This window comes from Bacillus sp. HMF5848 (genome assembly GCF_003944835.1).
GTDB lineage: Bacteria > Bacillota > Bacilli > Bacillales > HMF5848 > HMF5848.
The window spans coordinates 251,825-265,000 of sequence record NZ_RWIV01000001.1; the positions used below are offsets into that span (position 1 = coordinate 251,825).

Sequence of the window (13,176 nt, forward strand, 5' to 3'; positions counted from 1 at the left end):
GTATGACGATTGTCTTGTCGGGTCGCCGTTAGGTGTGCCTTGCGCTTTTCTGAAAGAAAACAGTTATTGTCATACACAGACTTATCTCTCATATCAATAGATAAAGGGGGATGTCGTGGTGAAATTCATCCAAGAATTCCGAGACTTTGCAATTAGAGGAAATGTCATTGATATGGGCATAGGAGTCGTAATTGGGACGGCTTTTACTAAGGTAGTTGATTCACTTGTTCGAGACATGTTAATGCCACCTATTGGATATGTGTTGGGAAAAGTTGATTTTTCACACCTATTCATTTCACTTTCTGGCGAAACATTCAAATCAGTAACAGAGGCAAAAGAGGCAGGGGCAGCTACAATCAATTACGGGACGTTTTTAAACACACTTCTTGATTTTGGTATCATCTCACTAACTATTTTTATCGTTATTCGACAGCTAAATAGATTGAAAAAAACACCTGTCATTGACTGGAAAACGAACCAGTGTCCATATTGTTTACAACAAATTCCTGCAAAAGCAGCTCGATGTCCTCACTGTACATCGGTATTGAATGCTTCTCAGCTTAGAGTTGTTGAAAATGCTCCAAAAATCGTTATTAGGTAATGGTAAAAAGATATCTAGCAACACATACTACTAATATTAAAAAGTAGTGTGGTGATTAGATGACAATTATCAAATTAGGATATGTTGCAATGAGTATGGAGCTAGAGAATAGCTCGCCATCACAAACGATGACGTTTGCTCAGTTTAAAAAAATAAAAGATCGCGATGCAGCAATTCGCAAGCTAGAGCGGATTGCTATTTCGAATTTAGAAAATTGTTTGCGCTTGTTAAGGCATAATGTGGCGCATGATATTTCTTTTTTTCGCTTCAGTTCAAAACTTATTCCTTTAGCCAATCATGAAGAGTTAAATGATTGGAAATATATGCGCCCTTTGCAGGAGTCACTTAAACAAATTGGCGATTACATACGAATGCATCCGATGAGAATTGGGTTTCACCCTGACCATTTTGTGCTATTGAACTCTCCAAAAGCTGATATATTAAATACATCAATAAAACAGCTTGCTATGCATGAAGCGTTGCTCAAGGGAATGGATGTTGATACGAAGCACAGATGTGTGATGCATGTAGGAGGAGGTTACGATGATAAAGAAAAGGCCCTCGAGCAATTCATACATAATTGGGGCTATGTGCCTCAAACTATTCAGGAAATGATAATATTAGAAAATGATGATACAACCTTCACAATTGATGAAACGTTGTATTTGTGTGAAAAACTTGCTATTCCTATTGTCTTTGATTTGCACCATCATCTTGCGAATTATAATGACGAGGATTGGTTCAAGCATTGGCAACGTATTGTGGATACGTGGAATATCTCTCAGTTAGCGCCCAAGATGCATATCTCAAGTCCTCGTAATGAAAAAGAATTTCGTGCGCATTCAGATTATGTAGATGTTAAAATGTTTTTGGACTTCTTAAACGAAGTTAAAGGGTCTGTTCCTGAACTGTACTGTATGATAGAGGCGAAGAAAAAAGACCAAGCATTATTTAAGCTCATGGAGGATATAAAACCGTTTGATAATATCGAAATAATAGATGGAGCTAGCTTTGCTATTCATTAAACAGGGACGTTAACAGTAACGTCCCTGTTTTTCGCTACGTATATGAACTGTAAACTTTTACTACCTGACAAACATAGTATCCCTTGTCCGTGGCTTCGGAAGTACAAACGGTGCTAGTATACCTCCAGCTAAAAGTCCAAAAATATGGGCTGCGACATTGATATTAGACTGTAGAAACGTCATAATTAAGCCTATTACAACGATAGACAAGATTGTTTGGGAATTTGTTTCACTCATTAAATCTTTTCGGAATAACGCCATAAATACATAAATACCAAATAATCCAAAGATGGCGCCTGATGACCCGACATGGACGTACTGTAAAGGTTGAAATAAATAAGTCGCGATATTACCGAATACACCAGCTATTAAGTAGGCGGAAAGAAACTTTGTTTTTCCTAAAAAGCGCTCTAGAGCCGGTCCGAATAAAACGATTGAAAAAGAATTGAACAGAGCGTGCATAAAGCCAGCATGAAAAAATATTGGGGTTACAAGTCGCCAGTATTCCCCCTCGGCTATCCAAAAGTTATAACCAGCCCCTTTTTCAAATAAGATTACGGACAATGGTAATGGGAATGCTGTTAAGAGCCATAGAACAGCATGGACTGCGACTATGGCGGTAACGAGAGGATACCATCGAATAAATGTCGAAAAGTTTTCTGTACGAATAAACATAAGCATACTCCTTGTCTGATGCGTGTTTTATTACATTATAGTATTATACATGATAACCAATTCTGAAAATTTTTAATAGTGGTGGTGTGTTTTATGATTTATGGTACTGGAATTGATATTGTTGAACTTGAAAGGATAGAAAAGTTAATAGAGCGGCAAGAGAGATTTGTGGATAGGATCTTAACAGAATCTGAAGAGATTACATACAGGCAATTGTCCGCAAAAAGAAAAATCGAGTATGTTGCTGGTAGGTTTGCAGCAAAAGAGGCATATGCTAAGGCGGTTGGTACTGGTATTGGAGAGCATTTAGCTTTCACTGATATTGAGATAGGTATCGATGAGAAAGGGAAGCCTCTTATCGTAAGGCCTTCTACGTATCAAGCTCATGTATCTATCTCACATAGTCGTGACTATGCCGTAGCATCTGTGATATTGGAGAAACAAACTGAAAGTAGTTAGGTTTCAATGGATAAGCGACAGTTTCGAGGAGTTTTAGAAGAAGGTATGTTTTTTGGGAAAATAAGGTAGGACTAGAACTTTTCAAAGGGTTATCGCGATTGAAATATATTTTTTGGATGAGTTTCATATAGATAACGAGTGCAAAATGTAATAATTTTTTATAAAACTATTACGTGCTTGTCAAGCTAGTCTGCATAATCGCCGAACTTGTCTCATATATTGGTTGCAGTAGGGAAGACATGCTTCTTACCCAAGCTGAAATGAGACAAAGGGGTTGAAATGATGAGGAGAACAGTGATCGGTATACTCGTTAGCCTTATAGTTGTATTTGGGCTAGCTGCTTGTGGTGAAAAATCGCAAGAGGATGTAAAAAAAGCATTGGAGGCCAAGGTAGAGGAGTTAACAGGATATAAGACAGATGCTACTATGACCATTCAAACGGGAGATCCTGCTCAGAAATATGAAGTGGAAATATGGCATAATAAACCGGACTTTTATCGTGTTAGCTTAAAAAATGCTGTGAAAGAGTCCCAGCAAATGATCATTCGTAATGAAGAAGGGGTATTTGTACTTTCACCTGCATTGAATAAAAGCTATCGTTTCCAAAGTGACTGGCCTCATAATAGTAGTCAAGCGTATTTATATGAATCACTCGTAAAAGACATTTTAGATGATTCTGAAGCGGCATTTACTATTACAGAGAATGGGTATGTGTTTGCGACTACGACAAACTATACAAATAAGCAAATGCTACCAAAACAGGAAATCACACTAGATAAAAAGGATTTATCTCCGAAGATAGTAAAGGTGATGGACCCGGATAACAATGCCCTTATCACAGTTGAATTTGAAAATTTTACATTTAATGCAAGCTTTAACGAGGGAGACTTTGATACTGATAAAAATATGACGGGGGCTCTTCTTGAAGTTCCTGCGATGGCAAACAATGTGGAGGACTCAGCGTTTGCTGTTATGTATCCGATGACAATGCCGAATGGTGTTGGACTTGTTGAGGAAAAGAAATTCAACACAGAAAATGGTCAAAGAGTTATCTTGACCTATAGCGGTGATGATAAATCATTCTCATTAATTCAACAAAAAGCTGTTGCAGCAGCCGTCGCAACCGAAATGTCTGTTAGTGGTGAGCCTGTGGATTTAGGGTTTGGAGTGGGAATTTTATCCGACAAATCCTTAACTTGGACAAATGACGGTGTGGAATTTATTATAGCGTCAAATAACCTTTCACAACAAGAAATGATAGAAATTGCGCGCTCTGTTCAAGGGCAAGCTATCAAATAGCTGTTGGTATTTGATGTGAATAAGCAACTGGCGGAGGCTTGGAAAACATTTCCGAGCCTCGTTTTTTTATTAACTATAGGCTATAATGAGAGATAAAACGTTTAAGAGAGTGTGAGGTTATGGTTGGCTTTTATCGAGACACGTGGGTAGAAGTGAATTTAGACCATATTGCAGCGAATGTACGAAGTATGAAAGCATGGTTGCGTGATGATGTGGAAATAATGGCGGTAGTAAAAGCGAATGCATACGGTCATGGTGATTATCATGTAGCGGAAACGGCTCTGCAAGCTGGTGCAACACAGTTGGCGACTGCTTTTTTTGATGAGGCCCTTTCACTTAGGCAAAGAGGTATTAATGCGCCTATTTTAGTTCTTGGTGTAATACGACCTGAAGAAGCGAAGCTCGCTAGTTTATACAATATAACAGTGACAGTTGCTGATCATGAATGGCTATCCAAAGCTACAGAGTATTTGGACGGAAACAGTCTATCTATACATCTTAAATTAGACACGGGTATGGGACGGCTTGGACTTAGAAGTCGTGAAGAGGTAATAAAGGTGTTGGAATCATTGACTGTTCATACAAACATTAAGCTAGAAGGTGCGTTTACTCATTACGCGACAGCGGATGAACCTAATAATAAATACTTTCATGAACAGTCTGCCCGATTTACAGAAATGCTTGCATGGTTACCGACCAGACCCGCCGTTATACATTGTGCAAATAGTGCAACTGCGTTGCGAGATGATGGTGGTCTATATAATATGATTCGTTTAGGTATTGTCATGTATGGTTTAAGTCCTTCAGAAGAAATGAAAGGCTTGTTACCCTTTAAATTACAAACAGCATTTTCATTATATAGTAAGCTTGTCCATGTGAAGAAAGTTAAAGCTGGTGACAAAATTAGCTACGGGGCTACGTATACAGCTAATGAAGACGAATGGATTGGAACTGTGCCAATTGGCTATGCTGATGGTTGGTTACGAAAAATGCAGGGCTTTTCTGTGGTGGTAGCTGATCGGCCAGCCCCCATTGTAGGGCGTGTATGTATGGACCAATGTATGATTAAGTTACCACAAAACCTTCCAATAGGAACGAAAGTCACATTAATTAGTAATGATGAAAAAAGCCCATCATATGTCGATGAGGTGGCAAAGCATTTGGATACAATCAATTATGAAATACCATGTTCAATTAGCTTTCGAGTTCCTCGTATGTTTTTCCGAAATATGAGTATAATGGATGTTAGTAATCCAATTCTGGAAAAAAACAATGATTTTTAATTGCAATAACAAATTCAATTAGGCTTTGACTAATACAATACGTGATATTTACTATTTTGTTCAAAACAAATGCCTAATTGCGCTTTTCCTTATTGTAATTTGATGTTATGATTAGAGTTGGAAACAAAAAGGTGTGTAGATGGTGGAGGTGTTTGTTTGTGTCTGAATCCAGCGCAACAACAGAAATAATTGTTCGATTACCACAAGCTATGATTAGTGAATTAGATGGTCTAATTAAACAAGAAAACGGAGACAGAAACGAATTTATATACCAAGCTACAAAAATGTATTTACGTGAACGTAAAAAGAGACACATTCGTGAATCTATGAGACGTGGTTATATGGAAATGGCGAAAATCAATCTAACAATCGCAGACGAGGCTTTTCTAGCAGAATATGAGGCTGACCACACCGTAGAACGTCTAGTTAGCGGGGGGTAATATTTTGATCGTGAAGCGTGGCGACGTTTATTTTGCCGACCTATCCCCTGTCGTTGGTTCAGAGCAAGGAGGCGTTCGTCCTGTATTAATCATTCAAAATGATATCGGGAATCGTTTCAGTCCTACTGTAATTGTTGCTGCGATAACAGCGCAAATTCAAAAGGCAAAGCTGCCTACTCATGTCGAAATAGATGCAAAGCGTTATGGCTTTGAACGAGATTCTGTCATTCTGTTGGAACAAATTCGAACAATAGATAAGCAACGTCTAACTGATAAAATCACTCATCTAGATGATGAAATGATGGAAAGAGTAGACGAGGCTCTACAAATAAGTTTAGGACTTATTGATTTTTAAAATAATTATTTATAGTTTACTTTAGAGTGAAAACATACATGTTTTCACTCTTTTTATATAGAATTATTAAAAATACTATAAGGATAATGTTATTTGTTAGTGAGTCAGAGAGAATTGGCTTGTTTGTGCATATTATTTGAGCCTATGTACCACTTGTGAAATAATAGACATATAATTACAAAAGGAAGGTGATGGTGTGAACCCACGGAGGAAAAAAGGTCAAAAGCTTATACAAGAGTATCAAAAAAACCAATCTGAGGAAAAACTTAATAAAATTGTTGAGCATTATGAAGCTCTGATAAGATCAATGGCTAATAAATATGCTAGAGGTAGAAGGTTTTATGAGGATATTGTCCAAGTAGGAATGCTAGGATTAGTAAAGGCCGTTAAACGATATGATTCATCATATGGTAAAGTTTTTGATGCGTATGCTATTCCGACTATCGTAGGTGAGATGAAACGTTTCTTGCGTGATAAAACATGGGGTGTCAAAGTACCACGACGAGTGAAGGAGCTTGGGCCACAAATAAAAAAAGCAGTCGATGAATTAAGTCGGGAGTTACAGCGTGAACCGAGCCTAGAAGAAATTTCTGAATACTTACATATTACACCTGAAGAGCTTCTAGAGGCGAATGAAGCGGTTCGGCATTATCAAACGATATCATTTGAACGATCACCTGGAAGTATGAATGACGATGAGTCGGCAAATCTTCATCACTATGTTGGCAAGAAAGATCAACAGTTTGCTCTCGTCGAAAACCGAATGCTGTTGGCGTCTATTCGTTCATCTTTATCAGAACGTGAACAAAAAATTCTTCAATATATATTCTTCGAAAATAAAAGTCAACAAGCAGTTGGTAAGAAACTTGGTATATCACAGATGCATGTATCAAGGTTGCAAAGAAATGCAATTAAGAAACTCCGACAAGAAGCAGTGTTGACATAGTGAAGCTTCTATAAAAAACTACCGCTACTGGGACGAAGCACGAGGCTTAAGTGAAAATAAATCTATAATCCGTTACCTAATAACGAGAATTTCTTAAGTCAACAACCTCTAGTCCTTCTTTATTATAATTAAAATTTGGTACAATAAGACGGTAGATTAATCTACCGTCTTTACTATTGCGTAAATAGTTTTAACATATGAAAGAACGTTATGAAGTGGAGGAGAAGGAATGCAAAGCAAAAGCGAGTTACTTAAACAAATCTCCCAAACGTTACAAATTAATGGGAAGCAAGTTGAAAACGTCATTGCTTTATTAGAAGAAGGGAATACTGTTCCCTTCATTGCAAGATATCGTAAAGAACAAACAGGCGCACTTGATGAAGTACAAATTAAAGACATAATGGATTCCTGGCAGTATCTACAAAACCTTGAAACGCGAAAAGAAGAAGTGATTCGCTTAATTGATGAGCAAGGCAAGCTAACGGAGGACCTAAGGGGAGCAATCCAGAAGGCTACTATTCTTCAAAAGGTCGAAGATTTATATAGACCGTATAAACAAAAACGTCGTACAAAAGCTGTCATAGCAAAAGAGAAGGGCCTAGAGCCATTAGCGGACTGGTTATTAACGTTCCCGAAAGGTGTAAGTATAGAGGAAAAGGCAGCATCGTTTATGTCAGAGGAATTTGCGCTGAATTCTCCGGAAGAATGTATACAAGGTGCAAAAGATATAATTGCTGAAAGTGTTGCAGATGATGCCGATTATAGACAATGGATAAGGGAAACAACTTATCGAAAAGGTACCATTGAATCATCGGTAAAAGGTATGGAATTAGACGAAAAACGTGTATATGAGATGTATTATGAACATGAAGAGGCTGTCGCAAAAGTTGTACCACACAGAGTGCTTGCTATGAATAGAGGGGAGAAAGAGGATATTCTTCGTATTGCTATTCGCGTACCTCAGGATATAATCGTATCCTATTTATATAGAAAAATAATTACTAATGAATATTCTCCTGTAGTCCCATATGTCAAAGAGGCTATAGAAGATAGTTATAAACGTCTTATACAGCCATCCGTTGAAAGAGAAATTCGAAAAGAGCTAACTGAAAAGGCAGAAGATCGTGCTATACATATATTTGCGGAAAATCTACAAAACCTTTTGCTACAACCTCCGTTAAAAGGAAAAATTGTTTTAGGTGTTGATCCGGCATATCGAACAGGGTGTAAGCTTGCGGTTGTTGATGCAACGGGTAAAGTGTTACATATAGGTGTCATTTATCCTCATCCACCAAAAAACCAGCGGGAAGAATCAAAAAGAGCTATTAAAGAAATCATTAGCAAATATGGTGTAGAAGTAATTGCGATTGGAAATGGAACGGCTTCACGGGAAACAGAAACATTAATTGCAGAAATCATTCAACAAACTGACTTATCTCATATATTTTATATCATTGTTAATGAAGCGGGGGCGAGTGTGTATTCAGCTTCAGAAATAGCACGTGAGGAGTTTCCTAATCTTCAAGTTGAGGAGAGAAGTGCTGTATCAATAGCGCGGCGTCTTCAAGATCCACTTGCTGAGCTTGTTAAAATAGATCCGAAATCAGTAGGAGTAGGACAATATCAGCACGATGTTTCACAGAAAAAATTAAATGAATCCTTAACGTTCGTTGTTGAAACAGCTGTAAATAAAGTAGGGGTTAATGTAAATACTGCTTCTCCTTCTCTACTGCAATATGTAGCAGGACTTTCAAAATCAGTAGCAGCCAATATTGTAAAACGTCGTGAAGAAGCTGGACGTTTTGATAACCGTGCGCAGCTAAAGAATATTCCACGCCTTGGTGCGAAAACATATGAGCAAGCTGTTGGGTTTATGCGCGTATTAGATGGTGATCAACCATTAGACCAAACGAGCATTCACCCTGAAAGCTATAAAGAGACAATGAGGCTATTAGCTTTATTAAAGATGACAACAGATGATTTAGGTTCGCAGGAATTAAAGGAAGCAATATCTTCTATAGATTTACAGGCAACCGCAACAGAACTTGGTATGGGGGAGTTAACGCTACAAGACATCGTTAAAGCATTAATGCAACCTGGCCGAGACCCGCGTGATGACTTACCTAAACCTCTTCTTAAAAAAGATATTCTTCAGCTAGAAGATTTAAAAAGAGGAATGGAGTTAGAAGGAACAGTACGTAATGTTGTAGATTTTGGTGCTTTCGTAGATATAGGCGTTAAACAGGATGGACTTGTGCATATATCTAAGTTGAGTAAGGGTTTTGTTAAGCATCCGCTCGATGTTGTATCTGTAGGTATGCTTGTAAAAGTGTGGGTTGAGGATGTAGATGTGGCGAAAGGTCGAGTGTCCTTAACGATGCTAGAACCAGCTGCTCAAGTATAAAGCTGTGAGAAAAACGGTGTTGTGAGGGCCGCCGTTTTTCTCTCAACATATATAAAGATATATTGTTAAGGAATAGAGCACATTAAAACTTTGTTTGATTCATAGATTTTTCTTGCGATAAAAAAACCAGCATTGGTTTAAAAGTTTGATTTGATATCGGTTTTTCTCGTAGTAGGCTTTTTTCATTTGATTTTTTAGCCACGAAGGCATAACACCGTACCTCCTTTACGAGGATGTTATTAAGGTATTACTCATTGTATGCAGCAAGAGGTTGTCATGTTTCGTGTTTTTAGGGGGATTTATTATGCGACAAGAAGAATTGCAACTATTGGTAGAGTCAATATCTTTACAATGGTTCGAGAAGCCGTTTCGACATAAGGTTATGTTCAATTCAAGGTTAAGAACGACGGGTGGGCGCTATCTTCTTCATACTCATAATATAGAATTAAATGAAACATACTACAAGGAACATGGAATAGATGAGCTTATAGGTATTATTAAACATGAATTGTGTCATTATCATCTTCATCTTGAAGGTAAAGGATATAAACATAGAGATGCTGATTTTAGAGAGTTGCTTAAAATAGTAGACGCTCCGCGGTTCTGTAAACCTTTGATATCAAAAAAGAGACAACAACTATCAATAAAGTATATGTATGCTTGTGTGAACTGCAAACAAGCATACATGAGGAAGCGAAAATTAGATACTAATAAATATATGTGTGGTCGTTGTAAAGGGAAAATAAAGTTAGTGAAAAGTATTGACGAGCTGTAGTTAACTATGCTATATTATAAAAGTCGTCGCAAGCGACAGTGAAATTATAGTGAAAAAACTTATTTGAAAAAGTTATTGACTTGCGTTAGCTTGTCCGCTATAATGTGAAGAGTCGTTAAGATAATATTTTATATAAAAATTCCGCAGTAGCTCAGTGGTAGAGCAATCGGCTGTTAACCGATTGGTCGCAGGTTCGAGTCCTGCCTGCGGAGCCATTTTAATGGGGAAGTACTCAAGTGGCTGAAGAGGCGCCCCTGCTAAGGGTGTAGGTCGGGCAACCGGCGCGAGGGTTCAAATCCCTCCTTCTCCGCCATTCAAATGGCCCGTTGGTCAAGCGGTTAAGACACCGCCCTTTCACGGCGGTAACACGGGTTCGAATCCCGTACGGGTCATCATCTAATGGGATGTAAGCTATAAAGCTTGCTTCCCATTTCTTAACTACGGAGGATTAGCTCAGCTGGGAGAGCACCTGCCTTACAAGCAGGGGGTCGGCGGTTCGATCCCGTCATCCTCCACCATATAATATAATTAGTTGGTCCGGTAGTTCAGTTGGTTAGAATGCCTGCCTGTCACGCAGGAGGTCGCGGGTTCGAGTCCCGTCCGGACCGCCATTTTATATAAAAAAATGTATTGGGCTATAGCCAAGCGGTAAGGCATCGCACTTTGACTGCGACATGCGTTGGTTCGAATCCAGCTAGCCCAGCCATTACGAGCCATTAGCTCAGTTGGTAGAGCATCTGACTTTTAATCAGAGGGTCGAAGGTTCGAGTCCTTCATGGCTCACTTTTCATATGCGGGTGTGGCGGAATTGGCAGACGCACCAGACTTAGGATCTGGCGCCGCAAGGCGTGGGGGTTCGACTCCCTTCACCCGCACCAATGTTATGTGATTATAAATTTATCGCTCTTTTAAAGAGCGGTCGTGGCGGAATGGCAGACGCGCTAGGTTGAGGGCCTAGTGGGGGCAACCCCGTGGAGGTTCAAGTCCTCTCGGCCGCACCAAAAAAGTTGTTGACATCACGGATCACATATGATATTATTATAAAGTTGCTTTTTAAAAAAATGCGCCCGTAGCTCAATTGGATAGAGCGTCTGACTACGGATCAGAAGGTTATGGGTTCGACTCCTGTCGGGCGCGCCATTTAAATGTTCTTCCGTTAAGAGCCGTCATCTCCTGTGACAAACACGGAAGTCAGAACATCATGTTCAAGTCCGGGAAGTAGCTCAGCTTGGTAGAGCACTTGGTTTGGGACCAAGGGGTCGCAGGTTCGAATCCTGTCTTCCCGACCACTAACATAATATGCGGGTGTAGTTTAATGGTAAAACCTCAGCCTTCCAAGCTGATGTCGTGGGTTCGATTCCCATCACCCGCTCCAAATTTATTCAAGCTCTTTGAAAACTAAACAAAACCAAGCGCTAAAACGTTTCTATTATAGAAACAAAACAAGCGGCTTTAAGTCGCAAAAAGAATTGCCAGATGTAAATTTGAGCAAGTCAAACTTCTTTTCGGAGAGTTTGATCCTGGCTCAGGACGAACGCTGGCGGCGTGCCTAATACATGCAAGTCGAGCGAACCACTTCGGTGGTTAGCGGCGGACGGGTGAGTAACACGTGGGCAACCTGCCTATGAGACTGGGATAACTTCGGGAAACCGGAGCTAATACCGGATAACATTTATCTTCGCCTGAAGATAAATTGAAAGATGGCTTTTAGCTATCACTTATAGATGGGCCCGCGGCGCATTAGCTAGTTGGTGAGGTAATGGCTCACCAAGGCGACGATGCGTAGCCGACCTGAGAGGGTGATCGGCCACACTGGGACTGAGACACGGCCCAGACTCCTACGGGAGGCAGCAGTAGGGAATCTTCCACAATGGACGAAAGTCTGATGGAGCAACGCCGCGTGAGTGAAGAAGGTTTTCGGATCGTAAAACTCTGTTGTTAGGGAAGAACAAGTACCGTTCGAATAGGGCGGTACCTTGACGGTACCTAACGAGAAAGCCACGGCTAACTACGTGCCAGCAGCCGCGGTAATACGTAGGTGGCAAGCGTTGTCCGGAATTATTGGGCGTAAAGCGCGCGCAGGCGGTCCTTTAAGTCTGATGTGAAAGCCCACGGCTCAACCGTGGAGGGTCATTGGAAACTGGAGGACTTGAGTGCAGAAGAGGAGAGTGGAATTCCACGTGTAGCGGTGAAATGCGTAGATATGTGGAGGAACACCAGTGGCGAAGGCGACTCTCTGGTCTGTAACTGACGCTGAGGCGCGAAAGCGTGGGGAGCGAACAGGATTAGATACCCTGGTAGTCCACGCCGTAAACGATGAGTGCTAAGTGTTGGAGGGTTTCCGCCCTTCAGTGCTGCAGCAAACGCATTAAGCACTCCGCCTGGGGAGTACGGTCGCAAGACTGAAACTCAAAGGAATTGACGGGGGCCCGCACAAGCGGTGGAGCATGTGGTTTAATTCGAAGCAACGCGAAGAACCTTACCAGGTCTTGACATCCCTATGCCCGCCCTAGAGATAGGGTTTTCCCTTCGGGGACATAGGTGACAGGTGGTGCATGGTTGTCGTCAGCTCGTGTCGTGAGATGTTGGGTTAAGTCCCGCAACGAGCGCAACCCTTGATCTTAGTTGCCAGCATTTAGTTGGGCACTCTAAGGTGACTGCCGGTGACAAACCGGAGGAAGGTGGGGATGACGTCAAATCATCATGCCCCTTATGACCTGGGCTACACACGTGCTACAATGGATGGTACAAAGGGCTGCAAAACCGCGAGGTTGAGCGAATCCCATAAAACCATTCTCAGTTCGGATTGTAGGCTGCAACTCGCCTACATGAAGCTGGAATCGCTAGTAATCGCGGATCAGCATGCCGCGGTGAATACGTTCCCGGGCCTTGTACACACCGCCCGTCACACCAC

Annotated in this window: 12 protein-coding genes, 12 tRNA genes and 1 rRNA gene (1 of these 25 running past the window's edge); 23 read left to right on the forward strand and 2 right to left on the reverse strand. The window is 40.6% G+C overall.

Annotated elements, in window-relative coordinates:
- The first annotated feature begins 118 nt into the window (after positions 1–118).
- The gene (gene mscL / locus EJF36_RS01310) at positions 119–601 is read left to right on the forward strand and encodes a large conductance mechanosensitive channel protein MscL (RefSeq protein ID WP_125904660.1); all 483 of its coding nucleotides are present in this window, start codon (positions 119–121) and stop codon (positions 599–601) included.
- Between the two features lie 59 nt (positions 602–660).
- A complete protein-coding gene (gene uvsE, locus EJF36_RS01315; protein WP_125904661.1) occupies positions 661–1,626 on the forward strand; it encodes a UV DNA damage repair endonuclease UvsE in 966 nt (321 codons plus the stop codon).
- Between the two features lie 60 nt (positions 1,627–1,686).
- Here uvsE and EJF36_RS01320 read toward each other — a convergent pair whose 3' ends face one another.
- A complete protein-coding gene (locus EJF36_RS01320; protein WP_125904662.1) occupies positions 1,687–2,301 on the reverse strand; it encodes a rhomboid family intramembrane serine protease in 615 nt (204 codons plus the stop codon).
- 93 nt (positions 2,302–2,394) lie between these two features.
- Between EJF36_RS01320 and acpS the strand changes: the two genes are divergently transcribed.
- From acpS to EJF36_RS01355, 7 genes are all read left to right on the forward strand, one after another.
- Complete coding sequence (gene acpS, locus EJF36_RS01325) at positions 2,395–2,760, forward strand: holo-ACP synthase (protein WP_125904663.1); 366 nt, start codon at positions 2,395–2,397, stop codon at positions 2,758–2,760.
- A 282-nt stretch (positions 2,761–3,042) separates the two neighbouring features.
- Entirely contained in the window at positions 3,043–4,059 is a 1,017-nt protein-coding gene (locus EJF36_RS01330) for a LolA family protein (RefSeq protein WP_125904664.1), read from the forward strand.
- Positions 4,060–4,178: 119 nt separating this feature from the next.
- A complete protein-coding gene (alr, locus tag EJF36_RS01335) occupies positions 4,179–5,342 on the forward strand; it encodes an alanine racemase (RefSeq protein ID WP_125904665.1) in 1,164 nt (387 codons plus the stop codon).
- 158 nt (positions 5,343–5,500) lie between these two features.
- Positions 5,501–5,782 carry a CopG family ribbon-helix-helix protein gene (locus EJF36_RS01340; RefSeq protein ID WP_125904666.1) on the forward strand — a complete coding sequence of 94 codons (282 nt, stop codon included), beginning with the start codon at positions 5,501–5,503 and terminating at the stop codon, positions 5,780–5,782.
- Positions 5,783–5,786: 4 nt separating this feature from the next.
- A complete protein-coding gene (gene ndoA, locus EJF36_RS01345) occupies positions 5,787–6,137 on the forward strand; it encodes a type II toxin-antitoxin system endoribonuclease NdoA (RefSeq protein WP_125904667.1) in 351 nt (116 codons plus the stop codon).
- Between the two features lie 196 nt (positions 6,138–6,333).
- Complete coding sequence (locus EJF36_RS01350; protein WP_125904668.1) at positions 6,334–7,083, forward strand: SigB/SigF/SigG family RNA polymerase sigma factor; 750 nt, start codon at positions 6,334–6,336, stop codon at positions 7,081–7,083.
- A 229-nt stretch (positions 7,084–7,312) separates the two neighbouring features.
- Positions 7,313–9,487, forward strand: coding sequence for a Tex family protein (locus tag EJF36_RS01355; RefSeq protein WP_125904669.1), 2,175 nt, complete (start codon positions 7,313–7,315; stop codon positions 9,485–9,487).
- A 99-nt stretch (positions 9,488–9,586) separates the two neighbouring features.
- Here EJF36_RS01355 and cmpA read toward each other — a convergent pair whose 3' ends face one another.
- Positions 9,587–9,697: a cortex morphogenetic protein CmpA gene (cmpA, locus tag EJF36_RS01360; RefSeq protein WP_125904670.1), complete on the reverse strand. Its 111-nt coding sequence runs from the start codon at positions 9,695–9,697 to the stop codon at positions 9,587–9,589.
- Positions 9,698–9,791: 94 nt separating this feature from the next.
- On the opposite strand from cmpA, the gene EJF36_RS01365 reads away from it, so the two are divergent.
- From EJF36_RS01365 to EJF36_RS01430, 14 genes are all read left to right on the forward strand, one after another.
- Positions 9,792–10,262: a SprT family protein gene (locus EJF36_RS01365; protein WP_125904671.1), complete on the forward strand. Its 471-nt coding sequence runs from the start codon at positions 9,792–9,794 to the stop codon at positions 10,260–10,262.
- 140 nt (positions 10,263–10,402) lie between these two features.
- Positions 10,403–10,477 (forward strand) — tRNA-Asn (locus tag EJF36_RS01370).
- Between the two features lie 7 nt (positions 10,478–10,484).
- Positions 10,485–10,575: transfer RNA gene (locus EJF36_RS01375), tRNA-Ser, on the forward strand.
- Between the two features lie 7 nt (positions 10,576–10,582).
- A tRNA-Glu gene (locus EJF36_RS01380) sits at positions 10,583–10,654 on the forward strand.
- Between the two features lie 50 nt (positions 10,655–10,704).
- Positions 10,705–10,780 (forward strand) — tRNA-Val (locus tag EJF36_RS01385).
- A gap of 16 nt (positions 10,781–10,796) precedes the next feature.
- Positions 10,797–10,873 (forward strand) — tRNA-Asp (locus EJF36_RS01390).
- 20 nt (positions 10,874–10,893) lie between these two features.
- Positions 10,894–10,968, forward strand: a tRNA-Gln gene (locus EJF36_RS01395).
- A gap of 4 nt (positions 10,969–10,972) precedes the next feature.
- Positions 10,973–11,045: transfer RNA gene (locus EJF36_RS01400), tRNA-Lys, on the forward strand.
- A 10-nt stretch (positions 11,046–11,055) separates the two neighbouring features.
- Positions 11,056–11,140, forward strand: a tRNA-Leu gene (locus tag EJF36_RS01405).
- A 37-nt stretch (positions 11,141–11,177) separates the two neighbouring features.
- Positions 11,178–11,263 (forward strand) — tRNA-Leu (locus tag EJF36_RS01410).
- 62 nt (positions 11,264–11,325) lie between these two features.
- A tRNA-Arg gene (locus EJF36_RS01415) sits at positions 11,326–11,402 on the forward strand.
- A gap of 72 nt (positions 11,403–11,474) precedes the next feature.
- Positions 11,475–11,551 (forward strand) — tRNA-Pro (locus EJF36_RS01420).
- A gap of 12 nt (positions 11,552–11,563) precedes the next feature.
- Positions 11,564–11,637: transfer RNA gene (locus EJF36_RS01425), tRNA-Gly, on the forward strand.
- 127 nt (positions 11,638–11,764) lie between these two features.
- Positions 11,765–13,176, forward strand: a 16S ribosomal RNA gene (locus tag EJF36_RS01430) (it continues 128 nt past the right edge of the window).